The 18,623-nt window shown below is 64.2% G+C and carries 18 protein-coding genes; 7 read left to right on the top strand and 11 right to left on the bottom strand.

Annotation, left to right across the window (positions count from 1 at the left end):
- Nucleotides 1–2 precede the first annotated feature (2 nt).
- From ACODSN_RS04520 to ACODSN_RS04530, 3 genes are all read right to left on the bottom strand, one after another.
- Nucleotides 3–806: a LytR/AlgR family response regulator transcription factor gene (locus tag ACODSN_RS04520; RefSeq protein WP_489053482.1), complete on the bottom strand. Its 804-nt coding sequence runs from the start codon at nucleotides 804–806 to the stop codon at nucleotides 3–5.
- Nucleotides 803–1,906 (bottom strand): sensor histidine kinase, encoded by a 1,104-nt coding sequence (locus ACODSN_RS04525; protein ID WP_489053760.1) that lies wholly within the window; start codon nucleotides 1,904–1,906, stop codon nucleotides 803–805. Before ACODSN_RS04525 ends, ACODSN_RS04520 begins: the two co-directional genes overlap by 4 nt.
- A 79-nt stretch (nucleotides 1,907–1,985) precedes the next feature.
- The gene (locus tag ACODSN_RS04530; protein WP_489053484.1) at nucleotides 1,986–2,465 is read right to left on the bottom strand and encodes a winged helix-turn-helix transcriptional regulator; all 480 of its coding nucleotides are present in this window, start codon (nucleotides 2,463–2,465) and stop codon (nucleotides 1,986–1,988) included.
- 135 nt (nucleotides 2,466–2,600) lie between these two features.
- On the opposite strand from ACODSN_RS04530, the gene ACODSN_RS04535 reads away from it, so the two are divergent.
- From ACODSN_RS04535 to rplL, 4 genes are all read left to right on the top strand, one after another.
- Nucleotides 2,601–4,706, top strand: a complete 2,106-nt coding sequence (locus ACODSN_RS04535) for a RelA/SpoT family protein (protein ID WP_489053485.1) — start codon at nucleotides 2,601–2,603, stop codon at nucleotides 4,704–4,706.
- Between the two features lie 118 nt (nucleotides 4,707–4,824).
- On the top strand, nucleotides 4,825–5,619 hold the full coding sequence (locus tag ACODSN_RS04540) for a hypothetical protein (RefSeq protein WP_489053487.1): 795 nt from the start codon (nucleotides 4,825–4,827) through the stop codon (nucleotides 5,617–5,619).
- Nucleotides 5,620–6,265: 646 nt separating this feature from the next.
- The gene (rplJ, locus tag ACODSN_RS04545; RefSeq protein ID WP_489053489.1) at nucleotides 6,266–6,781 is read left to right on the top strand and encodes a 50S ribosomal protein L10; all 516 of its coding nucleotides are present in this window, start codon (nucleotides 6,266–6,268) and stop codon (nucleotides 6,779–6,781) included.
- 71 nt (nucleotides 6,782–6,852) lie between these two features.
- Nucleotides 6,853–7,227 (top strand): 50S ribosomal protein L7/L12, encoded by a 375-nt coding sequence (rplL, locus tag ACODSN_RS04550; RefSeq protein WP_340232597.1) that lies wholly within the window; start codon nucleotides 6,853–6,855, stop codon nucleotides 7,225–7,227.
- A gap of 90 nt (nucleotides 7,228–7,317) precedes the next feature.
- Here the strand turns inward: rplL and ACODSN_RS04555 are convergent, their stop codons facing one another.
- Nucleotides 7,318–7,791 (bottom strand): hypothetical protein, encoded by a 474-nt coding sequence (locus tag ACODSN_RS04555; RefSeq protein WP_489053490.1) that lies wholly within the window; start codon nucleotides 7,789–7,791, stop codon nucleotides 7,318–7,320.
- 132 nt (nucleotides 7,792–7,923) lie between these two features.
- Between ACODSN_RS04555 and ACODSN_RS04560 the strand changes: the two genes are divergently transcribed.
- Together ACODSN_RS04560 and ACODSN_RS04565 are read left to right on the top strand one after the other, a co-directional pair.
- Nucleotides 7,924–9,411 (top strand): ABC transporter substrate-binding protein, encoded by a 1,488-nt coding sequence (locus ACODSN_RS04560; protein WP_489053491.1) that lies wholly within the window; start codon nucleotides 7,924–7,926, stop codon nucleotides 9,409–9,411.
- Nucleotides 9,412–9,479: 68 nt separating this feature from the next.
- A complete protein-coding gene (locus tag ACODSN_RS04565; RefSeq protein WP_489053493.1) occupies nucleotides 9,480–9,902 on the top strand; it encodes a DUF4112 domain-containing protein in 423 nt (140 codons plus the stop codon).
- On the opposite strand, the gene ACODSN_RS04570 is transcribed toward ACODSN_RS04565, so the two are convergent.
- The 6 genes from ACODSN_RS04570 to ppc are packed head-to-tail and all read right to left on the bottom strand — an operon-like array spanning nucleotide 9,903 to nucleotide 16,997.
- Complete coding sequence (locus ACODSN_RS04570; protein WP_489053494.1) at nucleotides 9,903–10,808, bottom strand: ribonuclease T2 family protein; 906 nt, start codon at nucleotides 10,806–10,808, stop codon at nucleotides 9,903–9,905.
- The gene (gene nadC, locus ACODSN_RS04575) at nucleotides 10,801–11,649 is read right to left on the bottom strand and encodes a carboxylating nicotinate-nucleotide diphosphorylase (protein ID WP_489053495.1); all 849 of its coding nucleotides are present in this window, start codon (nucleotides 11,647–11,649) and stop codon (nucleotides 10,801–10,803) included. The genes ACODSN_RS04570 and nadC overlap by 8 nt, the downstream gene beginning before the upstream one ends.
- A 4-nt stretch (nucleotides 11,650–11,653) precedes the next feature.
- Entirely contained in the window at nucleotides 11,654–12,640 is a 987-nt protein-coding gene (gene nadA / locus ACODSN_RS04580; protein WP_489053497.1) for a quinolinate synthase NadA, read from the bottom strand.
- A gap of 26 nt (nucleotides 12,641–12,666) precedes the next feature.
- Entirely contained in the window at nucleotides 12,667–13,386 is a 720-nt protein-coding gene (locus ACODSN_RS04585) for a DUF4230 domain-containing protein (protein ID WP_489053498.1), read from the bottom strand.
- On the bottom strand, nucleotides 13,371–14,249 hold the full coding sequence (locus ACODSN_RS04590) for an MBL fold metallo-hydrolase (RefSeq protein ID WP_489053499.1): 879 nt from the start codon (nucleotides 14,247–14,249) through the stop codon (nucleotides 13,371–13,373). Before ACODSN_RS04590 ends, ACODSN_RS04585 begins: the two co-directional genes overlap by 16 nt.
- 54 nt (nucleotides 14,250–14,303) lie before the next feature.
- The gene (gene ppc, locus ACODSN_RS04595) at nucleotides 14,304–16,997 is read right to left on the bottom strand and encodes a phosphoenolpyruvate carboxylase (protein WP_489053501.1); all 2,694 of its coding nucleotides are present in this window, start codon (nucleotides 16,995–16,997) and stop codon (nucleotides 14,304–14,306) included.
- 111 nt (nucleotides 16,998–17,108) lie between these two features.
- Between ppc and ACODSN_RS04600 the strand changes: the two genes are divergently transcribed.
- Complete coding sequence (locus ACODSN_RS04600; protein ID WP_489053503.1) at nucleotides 17,109–17,999, top strand: tyrosine recombinase XerC; 891 nt, start codon at nucleotides 17,109–17,111, stop codon at nucleotides 17,997–17,999.
- A 13-nt stretch (nucleotides 18,000–18,012) separates the two neighbouring features.
- Here ACODSN_RS04600 and ACODSN_RS04605 read toward each other — a convergent pair whose 3' ends face one another.
- Nucleotides 18,013–18,618: a DedA family protein gene (locus ACODSN_RS04605; protein ID WP_489053504.1), complete on the bottom strand. Its 606-nt coding sequence runs from the start codon at nucleotides 18,616–18,618 to the stop codon at nucleotides 18,013–18,015.
- Nucleotides 18,619–18,623: the final 5 nt, after the last annotated feature.

Here is an 18,623-nt window from a genome sequence, read left to right on the forward strand (position 1 = left end):
CCTTAGTGAACGAACCGCGCCACCACGTCGCGATAGGATCGGCTGACCTTCACCTGCGCGCCCGATTCCAGCACCAGGAAACATTCGCCATTGGTATGCGGCTTGACCTGTTTCACCTGGCTCAGATTGACGATGGTCGAACGATGCACCCGCTGGAAATTGCGCGGGTCGAGCCGCTTTTCCAAATCCTTCATCGTCTCGCGCAGGATCAGGCTGTTGTCGGCGGTATAGATGCACATATAGTCGCCCGCCGCGTCGATCCGTTCGATCGAATCGACATCCACCCGGAAAATCTGGCCGCGATCCTTGATGTTGATGAGCTTTTCGAAGCGGTTCGACGCCGGTCCCTCTTCGTCGGCGGCGTCGAAATCGCTCATCGCCTGCGGTGCGACCTCGGCCAGCACCTCGCGCAGCTTTTCCGCTTCCTGCACCTGCCGCTTTTCCGACAGGCGCAGCCGTACCCGATCGAGCGCGTCGGCCAGCCGCCCGTCCTCGACCGGCTTCATCAGATAATCGACCGCCTGCGCCTCGAACGCGCGGATCGCATGATCGCTATAGGCGGTGCAGAAGATGACCAGCGGCGGCTCCACCTCCATCAGCCCCTGGACGACGGAAAAGCCGTCGAACCCCGGCATCTGGATATCGAGGAACACAAGGTCGGGTTTATGCGTCTTGATGGCGCGGATGGCTTCGCGGCCATTGCTGCAGGTTTCGATGATTTCGACATCCTCATGCGCTTCGAGACGCAGCTTGAGGCCCTGAATGGCCAGGCTTTCGTCATCGACGAGGATTGTTCTGATGGTCATGCGGCCACTTTCGTTGAATCTTCCATGTTCAGCGGCATTTCGATGATGACCGAAAAACCGCCCGGCGTGGAACGCGTGTCAAAGCTCTGTCGTTCCCCAAAGGCCTGGATGAGCCGGTCGCGAATATTGGCGAGGCCCACCCCTGTACCCGTGGTTTCGGGGATGTTCGGCCTCACTGGCCCTTCGTTCAATCCCGGTCCGGTATCCGATACGATGATCTGGACATTTTCACCGGCAGGCTGCGCGGTGACGGTGATCTCCGCGCCTTCCTCCCTCGGCGTGACCGCATATTTGATCGCATTTTCCACCAGCGGCTGAAGCAGGAGCGAGGGCAGCCTTGCGCTCGCGACGGCCGGATCGATGTGGAACACCGGGCGCAGCCGGTCCTCGAACCGCATCTTCTCAATCTCCAGATAGAGTTTGAGCGTCTCGACTTCCTGCTCGATCGTCACCTGCGCGGTCGGCTCGTTGATGAGCGTATAGCGCAGGAAGGAGGACAGCCGTGACAGCATCTGGTTCGCCCGGTCGGTTTCCTTAAGCAGCACCAGCGTCGAAATGCTGTTGAGCGTGTTGAACAGGAAATGCGGGTTCAACTGATAGCGCAGCATCGCCAGTTGCGCGCTCGACGCCTGCACTTCGAGGCGCACCAGTTGATCCGCCTGCTCCTCCACCGTCAGGTAGAAATTGATCGCATAATAGAGCGCGGACCATGCCCCCAGCAGCGTCATCGACAGGTAGAATGCACCCAGAAACAGCTGAAGCCCCGCCGTATCGCTCCCCTGATTCTGCGTCGAAAATACCCAGGCGTCGATAAACGCGACGAACCCCGCCGCCAAAACGACCGTCACGATCGACACGCCCCAGGTGACGATCGGCCGCTGCTTCAGCAGAAAGCGAAAGATCACCGCGATCAGCAGCGTCACCGAATAGCCGGTGACGGTGGAAATCAGCACCGGCACCAGGCTGGACAGCGATTGCCCGTTGGCGATCGTGGACGATCCGCGCAGCAGGAAAGCGCCCGCCCAGCCGAGCGATTGAAGGTTCCAGAAAGCGCGGTTCTTGTCCGCGAAAAAGGGTTGAGGCTGAAAATGCACCGACATGGGCACGAACTTAGGCGATTTGAGCGCCGTGGTGAAGCGGCGTGGGGCCATAGGATCGGTCACTCCCGCAGCACCGGCATCAGGCGGCGGCTGATTCCTGAGTCGCGGCGGTCGCTTCCTCCACGCACAGCCACATCAGATCCTCGATCCCCAGCGTGCGTCCGTCATGCGCCTGCATCGTGATCCGGCGGATCGGCAGGCCGTCCCGCTTGTCCGCCAGAATCTGGCACGTCGTGGGGGCGCAACCCCAGCGCTCGCCCCATTGCCGCAACGCGATCATCACCGGGGCGAGTTCCTGTCCCTTGTCGGTCAGCAGATATTCGACCTTGCGCCGGTCGCACTGCATCGGCTGGCGCAACATGATGCCGTTTTCCACCAGCCGGGTGAGTCTGTTGGCGAGAATGTTGCGGGCGATGCCCAGCGTCGACTGAAACTCCTCGAAATGGCGGATACCCGACATTCCGGCGCGCAGAATGAGGAAGGACCAGCGTTCGCCCATCACCTCCAGCGCCGCCGGCAGCGCGCATTGTTCCAGATCCTGCGCCCAATTTTGAGTCATCGTTCGACCTTGATAGCGTAAAGCGGCGTCTGTTGCAAAAAGGCCGCGCTCCCGCCTCTCCATCTCCGTTAATTTATCGCAACATGGGATTTTTTTGTTGCGCCGCAAGGCACTTCCCACACAATCGGTCTCATAATGTTACGTCAGTATGAACTTGTCGAGCGCGTCAAACGCTATGATCCGAACGCGGACGAAGCGATGATCAATCGCGCCTATGTGTTTTCGGTCCAGAAACATGGCGGCCAGAAGCGCGCCAGCGGCGACCCCTATTTCAGCCACCCGATCGAGGTGGCCGGCATCCTCACCGATTTCTATCTCGACGACCAGACGATCGTGACCGCGCTGCTGCACGACACGATCGAGGATACGCTCGTCACCCATGAGGAGATCGAGGCGGCCTTCGGCAAGGATGTCGCCCGCATGGTCGACGGCGTCACCAAGCTGTCGAAGATCGAGGCGATGAGCGAGAATGAGCGCGCGGCGGAAAATCTGCGCAAATTCCTGCTCGCCATGTCCGACGATATCCGCGTGCTGCTGGTCAAGCTCGCCGACCGGCTGCACAATATGCGCACGCTGCATTTCATCAAGAATGACGCCAAGCGCCGCCGCATCGCGAAGGAGACAATGGACATCTATGCCCCGCTGGCGGAGCGGATCGGCATGTATGATTTCATGCGCGAGATGCAGTTGCTCGCCTTCCGCGAACTCGAACCCGAAGCCTATGTCAGCATCACCCGGCGGCTGGAGCAGTTGAAGGAAGGCGGCCATGACAAGGTCGACCGGATCGGCGCGGAACTGCAATTGCTGCTGGGCGGACAGGGTCTGTCGGTCACGGTCTCGGGCCGCGAAAAACACCCCTATTCGATCTGGCGCAAGATGCAGGAGCGTCACATCAGCTTCGAACAGCTGACCGACGTCATGGCCTTCCGCGTCATCACCGACAGCACGGAAGATTGCTATCGCGCGCTCGGCGTCATCCACCAGACCTATAAAATGGTGCCCGGCCGCTTCAAGGATTACATCTCCACCCCCAAGCGCAACGGCTATTGTTCGCTGCACACCACCGTCATCCATCAGGACAATGCCCGGATTGAGGTGCAGATTCGCAGCCGCGACATGCACAGCAACGCCGAACTGGGCCTCGCGGCGCACTGGGCCTACAAGCAGCAGGGCGACGCCGGCGATCATCACGCCGCTTGGCTGCGCGACCTCGTCGAGATTCTGGAGCAGAGCCAGGACGCCGACGAACTGCTCGAACATACCCGCATGGCGATGTATCAGGATCGCATCTTCGCTTTCTCTCCCAAGGGCGAGCTGCACCAGTTGCCCAAGGGATCGACGCCGGTCGATTTCGCCTATGCCGTCCACACCTCGCTCGGCAACCAGACGGTTGGGGCGAAGGTCAACGGCCGGGTCGTGCCGCTGCGCACCAGCCTCGAAAATGGCGATCAGGTCGAAATCCTCAAATCCGGCGGGCAGGAGCCGCAGCCCGGCTGGCTGACCTTCGCCGTCACGGGCAAGGCGCGCGCCGCGATCCGCCGCTATATCCGCCAGAAGCAGCGCGGCGAGGAAATCGCGCTCGGCGAGAAGCTTTATGCCGAAATAGTCGGCCGCTTCCCCGCCGAACTGGTGCCAGAGCTTGGCGACAAGGCGCTCAAGGCCGCGCTCAAGCGGTTGAAGCTCGAAGATCGCGCCGCGCTGATGATCGCCATCGCCACGCACCGCCTGCTCGATTCAGAGGTAATGGAGGCGCTGATGCCCGGATCGACCTCCGCCAGCGGCATGGAGGAATCGCACCCGCGCCAGCACGCCCCCGTCTCGATCCGCGGCCTGACGCCCGGCATCGCCTATAATCTCGGCGATTGCTGCCATCCGGTGCCCGGCGACCGCATCGTCGGCGTCCGCCGCACCGGCGAGCCGATCGAGGTCCACACCATCGACTGCCGCACGCTGGAGGCGGGGCAGGATGACGACTGGGTCGACCTGTCATGGGACAGCAAGTCGAAGGGCGGCACCGCGCGCCTCTCCGTCATCGTCCAGAACCAGCCCGGCGCGCTCGCCGCCGTCGCCAACGTCTTCGGCGCGACCAAGGCGAACATCCTCAACCTGCAACTCGTCAACCGCGAAGGCCCGTTCCACACCGACATCATCGATCTGGAAGTGGCGGACGCGCAGCACCTGATGCGGATTTTGTCGGCGCTAAGGGCCATCGACGTCGTGGTGCAGGCGGATCGGGTTTGAGGGGGGGGGTGACGGCTGGAATGCGCCAATTGTGGTCGTTGGCGCCCGACATTTGTCGATCCTATTGCGGACGCCCGATGAAACTGCAACGATCGTTTGTCATCGAGAGGGGCGAACGATGCCGGTTAGCAAACCATTTTACCGCAATGTTCGTGGCATGAAGGATGGGCCCAATTCCGGCTATAGCGGTTGGGCCTATATCGAAGATCAAAAATATGCTGAGAGCCCTGGACACTACACCCGCGCGCTTCTGCTCATCCTAAACGATCTTCGTGCGATCTTTGAGTTTGTTGAGCCATCCGACGAGGGACGGGATGCATTTTCTTATCGTATTCACGCGCTCTTAATGCGGACTTGCATCGAAATTGAGGCCAATTTCAAGGCTATCCTAGATGCAAACATTTTCACACAACCTACGAGGCGCGCCCTCTCCATCCGTGATTTTCGCAAGATTGACGCGACACATCATCTTTCATCGTACGAAGCAATGTTACCGATGTGGAACGGTGTGTCGCCCGCGATCAAACCATTTGAACCATGGCGCTCATTCCGAGGACAAGAAACGCCTCAACAGGGCGTTCCGCTTCCTTGGTACCAAGCCTATAATGCAAGTAAGCATAGCCGCCAACAAACCTTCAAGCTGGCAAATCTCTGGACATTGATCGAAGCCGTAACAGCATTATTAATCGTAGTAACGGCCCAATTTAAGACATCGACATTCGACGCTGGCCCAGATCATTTGATCATGAGTGGGGGCTCTTACTATCCCCATAGCGAGTCGATTGGATCGTTGTTCCGAATCAAATATCCAGACGATTGGAGTGACGAAGAGATATATGATTTCGATTGGGCATCCCTGACGATCGTAAATGATCGTTTTGGCAAGATTGATTACGATTCGTTCCCTGATTAGTAAACTTGCCTTCTGTCAACCAGATTAAAGCTGCGCTCGGCAATGGCAGCTTAAAACGCCCTAACGATCTTAAACCTGACAGTCCGAAATCGGCCAGCCACCCCTCGCCCACCCTGTAGCACCACCGCCACAGGCAGCCAAAAAACCATCCTATTTCCCGCCCGCGCCGCACCCAAACCCTGTCCTATCGCCATGCCCTGCGCCTATGCCGTCCCCTGTCTTTGAACTGTCAGCCTGCCTCCGCCTCGCGCGCGCTTGCCCCCGCGCGCGATCGCGCGGACGGTGTATACTTCGCCGCTAAAGCGCCCGGAACGAGCCGCGACGCGCCTGCCACGCGCCGCCTCCGCGCAAAATCGCGTGACATCGCTCCCCTAAGCCGCTAGGGCGCGCGGCAGCGGACCTGTGGCAGCGATGCCGTAGGTTCACCGTCCGAGACAGTTGGTGAAGGGAATATGCCCTTCTTAATCTCCAGCCTAGACGGGGAAAAGTTCTTTGCCGGGCGCGCCGAATGGCGCCGTTCCGGGTCTGCCTGTCCTTTGGGCCATGGCTGTCGATCTCTCCCCTTCGGACCATATCCCCGTGCGGAAACGCCACGGGTTTTTGCCGTCCGCCGGGTCGTCCGGCGGGCATGAAGTGGAGTAATGGCATGGATCGTAATCAGAAATCTGAGGTCGTTTCCGCGCTGAACGCAGAGCTGGCAGAAGTTGGCGTGGTCGTCGTGACCCGCAACCTTGGCATGACGGTCGCCCAGTCGACTGTCCTGCGCCAGAAGATGCGTGAAGCGGGCGCGACCTACAAGGTTACGAAGAACCGCCTCGCCAGGATCGCCCTTGAAGGCACCAGCTACACCGGCCTCAGCGATCTGCTGACCGGCCCGGTTGGCCTCGCCTCCTCGGTCGATCCGGTCGCCGCCGCCAAGGTTGCGATCGATTTCGCCAAGACCAACGACAAGCTTGAGATCGTTGGCGGCGCAATGGGCGAAGTGCTGCTCGATGCAGAGGGCGTCAAGGCGCTCGCATCGATGCCGTCGCTGGATGAACTGCGTGCAAAGCTGGTCGGCCTTCTGGTCGCCCCGGCTACCAAGCTCGCCATCGTCACCCAGGCACCGGCTGCGCAGCTCGCGCGGGTCTTCAACGCCTATGCGGAGAAGGAAGCAGCCTGATCGGCTGCAACCAACTTCCTGTAATCGTTACAACATATCGCGGGGCTGGCCCCGTTTAGAAGGAAATAATCATGGCAGACATCAACGCACTGGTCGATCAGCTTTCGGCCCTCACCGTCCTCGAAGCCGCCGAGCTGTCGAAGGCTCTGGAAGAAAAGTGGGGCGTTAGCGCCGCTGCTGCCGTCGCCGTCGCCGGCCCGGCCGCTGCCGCCGCTGCTCCGGCTGCTGAAGAGCAGACCGAATTCGACGTCATCCTCACCGGCGACGGTGGCAAGAAGATCAACGTCATCAAGGAAGTCCGCGCCATCACCGGCCTGGGTCTGACCGAAGCCAAGACGCTGGTGGAGTCCGCTCCCAAGGCGATCAAGGAAGGCGTGAACAAGGACGAGGCCGAGAAGGTCAAGAAGCAGCTTGAAGACGCCGGCGCGACCGTCGAACTCAAGTAAGCTGGTTTTCCAGCCCGTTCGCGAGGACGGGCCGGACCGGAACAGGGGCGTCACCGCATATGCGGCGGCGCCCTTTTTCCTGAGACCGCTTCAAGGCAGCACGTTCTTGAAGTCCTCCTTCTTGAGATATTGGGCATAAGCGCCGAGCGCCGCATTCGCCTCCGGATTGCTCAGCAGTTCGCTGATGGCCACCCGACCCAGCGCTTCGCCCGCGACACGAAAGCTTTCCCCCGCATTTTGCGCGGCGAACAAAGGCCGCGCCTCCCTGGCGCAGTCGACCGCCATCAGGCGCGTGAACAGGGCCGCCATACCCTTGTCCAGTTCCACTTTCCGCCCCGGCAGCAGCGTCGCCACGCCCGCAACCTGCGGCGCGGACGCGATCGCCGAAAGGAACCAGCGCGCAACAGTCAGCCGATCCGCCCCGGTCGATTTCAGCACCATGCACTGCCCGAGCGCCCGCGCCTGCGCGGCCTGATCCGCGCCCTTGCCCGTGCTCTGCTCCTGCGCGCCGGCAGTCCCCATCATCACCGTCATGGCCAACGCCGCCCCTGCCATAAGCGTCATGCCGATCCTCCCTCGCCTCGTAGCAATGGTCGCAGAATGTCCGCCCGCGCGAGTGCAGGCAATAGGCGCTCCATCTATTCTCGCCCGGCGGGTTGGCGGGGCCGCCGCGCCGCGCTACTCCTCACAACCATCATGCCGTCTCTTCCCATCCTGCGATCCGGCATCGCCCGCGCGTTGTTCGCAAGTCTAGCGCTGTACGCCTCCGGCTGCTCCGACCGCAGCGACAAGGGACCGATCGTCGTCAGCGTGATCGGCGACCGCGACGATTTCACCCGCCCGCTGCCCAACCTGCCCGATCCGGGCGCGAAACTGTTCCTCGAAGCGACCGCGCAGGGCCTCGTCGCGTTCGATGCCGCCGGTGAAATCCTGCCCGCCCTCGCCCAGCGCTGGATCGTCGAGGAGGATGGACGCAGCTATATATTCCGCCTGCGCCGCGCCGTGTGGGGTAACGGCGCGCGTGTGACCGCCACCGATGTCGCCCGCATCCTGACCGCGCGGATCGCCGCGCTGCGCCGGATCGACCCGGCGGGTCCGCTGGACGCGGTGGAGGCCGTCGTGCCGATGACCGGCGAGGTGATCGAAATCCGGCTGGCCGCGCCGCGCCCCTTCCTGCTCCAGATGCTGGCGCAGCCGCAGATGGCGCTGCTGTCGCGCGATAGCGGCGCCGGACCCTTTCGCCCCGTGCGGCGACCCGGCGGCCTGCTCCTCAAACCCGCCGAGGCGCAGCCCGGCGACGGGACCGACCCCGAAAGCGGATCGGCGGGACAGACTCTCATTCTCCGCGCCGAACGCGCAGCGCTCGCCATCGCGCGCTTCAGCAACGGCTATTCCGCCCTGTTGCTGGGCGGCCACCTGACCGATCTGCCGCTGCTGGCCGCCGCCGGGGTCGATCGCGACGCCGTCCGCTTCGATCCGGTTCAGGGCCTGCTCGGCCTCACGGTGGCGCAGGACAGTGCGCTCCTCAAAGACGATCGTCTGCGCGAGGCGATCAACATGGCGATCGACCGGGACCAGCTCGCCACGCTCTTTCCCATGGGCGGCTGGACCGTGACCAGCCAGATCCTGCCGCAGCAGCTTGACCTGCCACGCGCGCCATCTGCTCCACCATGGGCTGGCCTGGCGATGCCCGACCGCCAGATCCAGGCCCGCGCCACGGTCGATCGGTGGCGATCGGCGCATGGCGACCCGCCGGTGCTGCGCATCGCGCTGCCCTCCGGTGCGGGATCGCGGCTGCTGTTCGCATCAATCAACCGCGACCTGCGCGCCGTCGGCCTGACAGTCCGCCGGGTAGCCATGCAAGATGACGCCGATCTGCGCCTGATCGACGAAGTCGCTGCCTATGACAGCGCGCTCTGGTATCTGGGCCGGGTCGGCTGCGCGCGGCGCATCTCTTGCAGCCCGGAGGCGGAGGCTGCGATGCGGGAGGCCAGCAGGACCGGCGCGATCGCGCAGCGCATGGCCGGGGTCGCCGCTGCCGAGGCGCTGATTCAGGCGCATAATGGCTATATCCCGCTGGGTGCGCCCGTCCGATGGTCGCTCGTTTCGCGCCGCCTGGACGGTTTCACCCCTTCGCCGCGCGCGCGCCACCCATTGAACCACTTGCTGCGCGGCACCAATTAGGGCGTCGATCGGGCACTTTTAGCCCAGGGGAACGTTTCTTCCCAACACGCTCAAAGGATCATGCGCTCATGGCGATCTCGCCGAACCAGTTTGATCGCGCCGTCCGGGACATGCCCGGTTTCGGGCGCGATCCTGCCTCCATTCGCCGCCGGATCGAGGCGATGGAAGCGGTGCTGGAAGGATTGTTCGTCATTCCCGGCACCAACCGCCGCGTCGGTCTCGACAGCCTCGTGGGGCTGGTGCCGGTGGTCGGAGACATCGCGACGGCGGCGATGGGCGCCTGGATCGTCTGGGAAGCCCGCAACCTTGGCATGTCGAAATGGCAGCTCACGCGCATGGCCGCGAATGTGGGGGTCGATACGCTGGTCGGCGCAATCCCCTTTGCCGGAGACATTTTCGACTTTCTGTTCAAGTCCAATTCGAAGAATCTGCGGATCATCCGCCGCCATCTCGACCGCCATCATCCTTCGACCGTGACGATCGACGCCTAATCAGGGTACGGCGCTATTGGTCAGCGGCTGAACCTTGGGATCGAGATTCAGAATCAAGGCCGGACGTCGGGGTGGCAGCGCATTTTGCGGGGCTTTTTTCGCGGCTTGAGCATCGCGCTTCGGTTTCGGCGGCGCAGGGCGTGCTGCCGTCATTCCATCCGGCCGCACCATCGGGCGGTTCAGGATGATCGGGCCGGGGGCGATTTTCAGCAGCGCGTTTGGAGACGCGGCACCTGCCCGCGTCGGACAGCGCGCATATTCCATCGCCTTGTCCATGCAAAGCCACACCTCGCTCAGCCAGTTATCGCGCGTCGTCGTCACCCGGATCATATTCGCCTTCATCCCCTTATTGGCGCGGGCGAAAGCTTCGGCGAACGCACCGACAGTCAGCGCGGACTGGCGCGCCCGCCAGGCCATGTCGGGAAAGCGGAGCGTTTGGAACAAGGTGCGCGACAGGTTGAAATAGAGATCGGGCTGGCTCGCCATGCACGAACCATGCTTGGCCCATTCATGCTGGAGCAATTGTGCCGACGGGGTGGAACATAGATTGTCGCGGATCACGCTACGCGGCAAAAGATCGACCGCGCGGCAATATTGGGGCCAAGCCCTCCCTACGCCATCTGGCCACAGGCCATGCAGGGTAAAAGCGAACTGGCCATTGCGCCCGCCGCACTGAAAGGCGTCGCGACCGCCCCTCGGCGCAGTTGCGCAATATTGCGGCGACCATGTGAGCGCCAGCGTATAACCGCCGATGGCCGTTATGCGTTGCGGCTCCGCTTTGCTGGGTCGCTCGATCGTCGGCCGGTCGATCTGTCCAGGCAGGCGACACATCGCCGCCTGCGCCATAGCCATGCCGGGCATCGCGATCAGGCCCCATGTGGCAAGCGCGAGCAGCGCCCTAGCCATAAGCGAAGTCCAGCCCGACATCGGCGGCCGGGGCGGACTGGGTCAGTCGACCGACGCTGATGTATGTGACGCCGGTTTCCGCCTTCGCCCGGATCGTTTCCAGCGTGACCCCGCCGGATGCTTCGGTCGGCACGCGCCCGCCGACCAGCGTTACCGCGCCGCGCAGCGTCGGCGCATCCATATTGTCGAGCAGCAGATGAGTGGCCCCAGCGGCCAGCGCCGGTTCGATCTGGTCGACGCGATCGACCTCCACGATGATGCTGGCGATGCCGGCGGCAGCGGCGCGGCGCACCGCTTCCTCGACCGATCCGGCGACGGCGACATGATTGTCCTTAATCATCGCCGCATCCCACAGACCCATGCGATGATTGGTCGCGCCGCCCATGCGCGTCGCATATTTCTCCAGCACCCGCAGCCCCGGAATGGTCTTGCGCGTGTCCAGCAACGTCGCGCCAGTCCCCGATATCGCATCAACATAGGCGCGCGTCATCGTGGCGATGCCGGTAAGATGCTGCACCGTGTTGAGCGCCGACCGCTCGGCGGTGAGCATCGCCCGCGCCTTGCCGCGCAGGCGCATGATGTCGGTCCCCGCCGCCACCCGATCGCCGTCCCGCGCCAGCAGTTCGATCTCCACCTGCGGATCGAGCGCGCGGAAAAATGCGACGGCAATGGGAAGCCCCGCCAGCGTCACCGCATCGCGCGAATCCATCACGCCGTCGAAAATCGCATCGGCCGGGATCACGGCCTCGCTCGTCACGTCGCGGCCATCGGGACCAAGATCCTCGGCCAGCGTCGCGACGACGAAGGCGTCGAGGTCGAAACCGGGCAGGGAAAAGCTCATACCCTCACCGCGCGCCCAGATCGCCCTGCCCGACCGTCGCGCTCGCCATCTCCAGCATGCGGTCGAGGCTCTTCTTCGCGGCGAGGCGCAGCCCTTCGTCCATCTCGATACGGGGCGTCAGATCGCGGAGCGAGAGATACAGCTTCTCCATCGTGTTGAGCGCCATATAGGGGCAGATATTGCAGTTGCAGTTGCCGTCCGCGCCCGGCGCGCCGATGAAATGCTTGTCCGGCACCGCCTTTTCCATCTGGTGGATGATATGCGGTTCGGTCGCGACGATCAGCGTGTCGCCGGGCATCGTCTTGGCGAAATCCAATATGCCGCTGGTCGATCCGACATAATCGGCATGATCGACGATATAGGGCGGGCATTCGGGATGCGCGGCGATCGGCGCGTCGGGATGCTGTGCTTTCAGCTTGAGCAATTCGGTTTCGCTGAACGCTTCGTGCACGATGCACACGCCCGGCCACAACAGCATGTCGCGGCCCAGCTTGCGCTTGAGATACCCGCCCAGATGCTTGTCCGGGCCGAAGATGATCTTCTGATCCTTGGGGATCTGCGCCAGAATCTTTTCGGCGGACGATGATGTCACGATGATGTCGGACAACGCCTTCACCTCGGCCGAACAATTGATGTAGCTCAATGCGATATGGTCGGGATGGGCCTCGCGGAACGCCTTGAACTGCGCGGGCGGACAACTATCCTCCAGCGAACAGCCCGCGTCCATATCGGGCAGCACCACGATCTTTTGCGGCGACAATATCTTGGCCGTCTCCGCCATGAAGCGCACGCCGCAAAAGGCGATGACGTCCGCATCGGTCTCCGCCGCCTTGCGCGACAGTTCGAGGGAATCGCCGACGAAATCGGACAGGTCCTGAATTTCCGGGCTTTGATAATAATGGCCCAGGATGACGGCGTTGCGCTCCTTGCGCAGCCGGTCGATCTCGGCGCGCAGGTCCAGCCCCTGCGGGATGCCGGTCAATGCGTTCATGTCCCAATACTCCTCGATCTCGCGCCCTAGCCGCCCTGCCGCCGGTTGGCCAGCACCTCGTTCACCGGCGTCGTCACGTCCCACCGCTCGCGGTCGTGGCTGCCTCGTTCGGGCGGGAAGGTCACGATCACGCGCACATCGCCAAATCCCGCCGCCGCGAGCGGCGCGGCCATCAGTCTGACCAGCGCCGCGCGGCCATGGTCGCGCGCCTGCGCCAGCCGCTCGGGCGATCGCGCCGCCGCTTCCGCCCGCGCCTGCGCATGGGCCGATGCACGGCGGCTCAGTTCCTCGCCCGCCTGCCGCGTCACGAACAGGCCGTTGGTGCGCACCAGCGAGCGGCGGCTTTCGTCGATATTGGCGCGCCCCGGTTTCACGTCCGGCGCATTGACGATCAGCGTCCGGGTCGCCCGGTTCCATTCCAGCGCGCCTGCCCCAATGCCGCCCGCATCGATGAAATAATCGACCGAGAAGGGCATTTTGGCGACCTGACCGGATTTGAGCAGGCCAAAGCCGCGCACATCCTGCGCCGTCGACTGGATCGTGCCGCTCAGGTCAGCGACTTTCAGGCTGGAAACGCCCGCAATCTTCGCCGCGATGACCTTCGTCACCGCCGAACCGTCATCCTCGACGCTCACCACATAGTCGCGATCATAGCGCTGCCAGCCGATCAGCATCGCTGCGCCCATAAACAGGATCAACAGCGCGCCGGCGATCGGTGCGCCATAGCGCTTCAGCGCGTCTGCCATCGGCCGTCGTCCAGCGGCGCGGCGATTCCCCGCCCGTCGAGATCGATGAGGTGCGCGAGCACCGAGCGCCCGGCCGCGCCATAAAGCCGGGGATCGACGCCCTTGTACATCTCCGCCACCATGTCCGGAATGCGGCTCGCGCCATGGCGGCCAAGAAAGCGCAATATCTGGCCCTCGCGCTGCTTGCGATGCCCTATCATGCCGCGCACCAGCCGCTGCGGCGTTTCGATGGGATCGCCATGGGCCGGATAGTAGACGCGGTCGGTCCGGTCGAGCAGCCGCTGCATGGAGCGCATATAGGCGGCCATGTCGCCATCGGGCGGCGAGATCACGCTGGTCGACCAGCCCATCACATGATCGCCGGTGAACAATGCCTGCTCCTGCGACAGCGCGAGGCAGAGATGGTTGGATGTATGCCCCGGCGTCGCCACCGCCTCAATGGCCCAGCCCGGCCCATCGACCCGCTCGCCATCCGCCAGCACGCGATCGGGCGCGTAGTCGGGATCGAAGGCGGCGTCGGCGCGCGGCCCGTCATCGTCCAGCGTCAGTGGCGCGCACCCGATCACCGGCGCGCCCGTCCTCTCGCGCAACGGCCGCGCCGCCGGGCTATGGTCGCGATGCGTGTGGGTGCACAGGATCGCCGTCACCGGCCGCCCGGCGATCGCCGCGACCAGCGCATCCAGATGCGCCGGCTCGTCCGGACCCGGATCGATCACCGCAACGTCGACACCGCCCACCAGATAGGTCTGCGTGCCGCTATAGGTGAACGGCGAGGGATTGGGCGCCAGCACCCGCCCCACCAGCGGGGTCAGTTGCATCAGGACGCCTGTCGGCAGATCGGCCGGATCGAAAGGGGTTGCCATGCGATCTCATGTGCCCATTCACCGGCGAAATACAAGGGCGGGCTGGCCTACCCCTTACCCGCTGTTGCGCAGGGCCGTCGCGATCGCGTTAATCGACAATTCGATCCCTTCCTTGATCCGGGGATCGTCCTCGCCACCGCGATGGCGTTTCATCAGTTCGACCTGCAACAGATTGAGCGGCTCGATATAGGGCAGGCGCAGCCGGATCGATTCATCCAGCGCGGGATTCTTCTCCAGCAGCCGTGACTGGCCGGTGGCGGCGAGCAGCCCGTCATGGGTCTGCGCCCAGCCGTCGCGGATCCGCGCGAACATCTCCGCGCCGCGCGCCTGATCCTCGACCAACGGCAGATAGCGCGCGGCGATGCCAAGGTCCGATTTCGCCAGCACCATCTCCAGATTGGCGAGCGCGGATTTGAGGAATGACCAGTTCTGCGCCATGTCGGCCAGCAGCGCCTTGTCCTCGAACGTCGACAGGGCGTGGCCGACCCCGTACCATCCCGGCAGCATCACCCGCGCCTGCGCCCAGCTGAACACCCACGGGATCGCACGCAAATCCTCGATTCGAGTACTCTTGGTGCGGCTGGCGGGACGCGATCCGATCTTGAGGCCGGAAATCTCCTGTATCGGGGTCAACTGGCGGAAAAACTCCTTGAACCCTTCCGTGCCGTAGACAAGGTCGCGATAGGCGGCGAAGGCCCGCTTGGACAGCGAGTCCATCGCGGCGGCGAAGCGCGCGGCGTCCCGGTCGCTGATCCCCTCCGGCTCCAGACTGGCGAGGATGGTCGCGCTGGTCGTCGCCTCCAGATTGGCCATCGCCGCATCGCGCGTGCCGAATTTCGCCGCGATCACCTCGCCCTGTTCGGTGATGCGGATGCGACCCTGCACCGTGCCCCTGGGTTGCGCCTGGATAGCGGCAAAGCTGGAGCCGCCGCCGCGCCCCACCGCGCCGCCCCGACCGTGGAACAACTGCATCCGCGTTCCCGCCGCCTCGAACACCGGGGCAAGCGCCCGGCTCGCCTGAAACAGGCTCCAGGTCGATGTGATGTAGCCGCCATCCTTGTTGCTGTCGGAATAGCCGATCATCACTTCCTGATGGCCGCGCGCCTTCACGATGCCGCCAATCTCCGGCAGCCCGAAATAGGCGGTCATGATCTGCGGCGCGGCCTCCAGATCGCCGATCGTCTCGAACAGCGGCACCGCCATGATCGCGGCGCTCGGGCCATGATCGCCGCTCGCCGCGCGCCACAGCCCCGCTTCCTTGAGCAGCAGGTTGACCTCCAGCAGGTCGGACACGCTTTCCGCCTTGGAGATGATATAATGGGTGATGCACTGCGGCCCGTAGAGCCGGTGCGCCTCCGCCGCCGCATGAACGATCGCGAGTTCGCTCGCCGTTTCTTCGGAATAATCCGAATAGGGCGCGCCCAGCGGCCGGTTGTTCGCCAGTTCCCGCCGCAACAGCGCGATCCGCGCATATTCGTCGAGGCTGGCATAATCCGCCTCGACCCCGGCGACCTTGAGCAATTCCGCCACGACGCGTTGATGCACATCGCTATTCTGCCGCATGTCGAGCGTGGCGAGGTGGAATCCGAACGTCTCCACCCCCCGGATCAGCCGCCCTAGCGCCCCGCCGGTCGCGAGCGCGCCATCGCCCTCGCTCGCCAGCCCCTGCGCGACGACCACGAGATCGCGGCGGAAATCGGCCGGGCCGTCATAGGGTTCGCCTTTCAGCGCGGAGGGGCGCATCGGCGGCTTACCGACCCGCGACTGATAGCTGGCCGCGAGCCGGGCATAGATGCCGCTGATCGCCCGGCGATAGGGTTCATCCACGCGACTGGCCGATGCGTCGCCGCTGGCGTTCGCCAGGTCCAGCACCGCCTGCGGCACCGACGCCAGTTCAGTGGACAGCGACAGTTCCGCCCCCAGCGCATGCAGCGCGTCGAGATAATGGCCGAGCGCCGCCTCGCACCCCTTGCCCAGCGCCGCGCGCAATTGCGGCGCTTGCACGAACGGATTGCCGTCGCGATCGCCGCCGATCCAGTTGCCCGCGCGCAGGAAGCTTGGCGGCCGCGCGCCCAGATCCCGCTCCCAGCGGGCGTAAAGCGCCGGCATCACCGGCAGGAAGATGTCGCGGAAATAGGTGAGGACATTGTCGATTTCGTCGCTCACGACCAGTTTTTCGCGGCGCAGCGGGCGGGTCTGCCACAACAGCGCGATCTGACGGCAGATCGCCTCGTCCAGATCCTCGCCATCCTCGGTCTCAAGACGGCCCGCATCTCGCAACGCCATCAGCGCGGCGATGCGATTGCGATGGTCGATCATGCTCTTGCGCCGCACCTCGGTCGGGTGCGCGGTCAGCACCGGCACGATCAGCGCGTGGGACAGCAGCTCCAGCACCTTGTCCCTGCCGATGCCGTGGCTGTCGAGCCGCGCCAGCGCCGACGCGACATCCGCCCCCGGCTCCGCCGCAACGCCCTGCCGGTCCTCCGCCAGATTGGCGAGCATCGAAAACAGCATGAACCCGCGCACGAAACTCAGCGTATCGTCCAGGCTCAGCGCATCCAGCCCGGTATCCGCAAAGTCCGCGCCCTGCACCCCGCGCGCCCGGTCGACCGAAGCGGCACGGATATATTCGGTCTGCTTGAACAGCTTGTCGCCGCCATAGGCGCGAATGACATTGCCCAGCAGCCGCCCGAGATAACGGATGTCGGGATTTTGCGTGATTGCGGTTGCGGAGGAAGGAGTCGCCATGGACGGATGCTGCGCCGCAACGGGGGAATGGTCAAGGGGGTTGACCTAATTCCCTTGCTCCGTTGCACGATCCGTTCCCATCCCGCGCGGATTGCCCTATCGTCCCGCGCCATGTCTGTTCCGCTTCCCGAACAATGGCGGCGCCATCTCGCGCTCGATCGCAGGCGTTCGGTCCATACCGTGCGCGCCTATATGGCCACGGCCGAACGGCTGATCGCCTTCCTTCAGGAGCATCGGGGGGAGGAAGTGACACCGACACTGCTCGCCCGGCTCGATCAGGCCGATCTGCGCGCCTTTCTCACCGCGCGCCGCATGGACGGGATCGGCAACCTGTCCGCCGCGCGCGAGCTTTCCGCCGTGCGCGGCTTCCTTCGATTCATCGGCGGCGAAGATGCGCGCGTGCCACAACTGAAAGGCCCCCGCGTCAAGCGCGGCCTGCCCCGCCCCATCTCCCCCGACGAAGCGGTCGCGCTAGCGGGGGATATCGCCGAAACCGCCCGCCTGCCGTGGATCGGCGCGCGCGACTGGGCGGTGCTGTTGCTGCTTTACGGCGCGGGCTTGCGCATCGGCGAGGCGACCGGGCTGACCGGCGCGGTGCTGCCGCTTGGCGACACGCTACGCGTCACCGGCAAGCGCGCCAAGACACGGCAAGTGCCATTACTCCCACAGGTCGCGCGGGCGATCGACGCCTATGTCGCGCTCTGCCCCTTCCCGGTCGAGCGCGACGCCGCGTTGTTCCGTGGCGCACGCGGCGGGCCGTTGTCACCCGCTCTCATCCGCCGCGCCGTGCAGGGCGCGCGCGGGCGGCTCGGCCTGTCGGATCGCACCACGCCCCACGCGCTGCGCCACAGTTTCGCGACCCATCTGCTCGGGCGCGGCGCGGACCTGCGATCGTTGCAGGAACTGCTCGGCCACGCCAGCCTGTCCTCGACCCAAATCTATACCGAGGTCGATGCCGCGCATCTGCTCGACGTCTATCGCAACGCCCATCCCCGCGCCTGAGCGATCGGACCGCTCACTGCCCGGCGCGGGGCTTCCAGGTCGCCAGCCGCCACAGATAGAGCAGCACCGCGCCGACGATGCAGACCGTCGCGGCAGGCCCCACATATTTGTCGATATCGTGAAAATTCCGCCCCAGCACCACCCCGGCATAAGCAAGGATGACGTTCCAGATCAGCGCCCCCGCCGCCGTCCATAGCAGGAAGCGCACATGTCCCATGCGAAACAGCCCCGCGGGGAGCGACACCATCGTGCGGAAGGCGGGCAGAAAGCGGAACACGAACACGACGATCTGGCCATATTTGCCGAACAGCCGGTCGAGCGCCTCGACATCCTTCCATTCCAGCGTCGCCCAGCGGCCATAGCGATCGACAAGCGGCTTCAACCGAGCGAAGCCCAATATATGCCCGACCAGATACCAGAAATAATTGCCCACCGTCGTGCCGAGCGTCCCGGCCAGCAGCAGCCATTCCATCGCCATCCGCCCCTGACCGACGCGAATGCCGCCAATGCCCATGATGAGTTCGGACGGGACCGGCGGAAAGACGTTTTCCAGCACCATCAGCAGGAAAATACCCCAATATCCGCCAGCATCGATCAGCCGCAGCACCCAGTCGGTCATGATGG

This window comes from Sphingobium sp. FG11 (assembly GCF_057809915.1).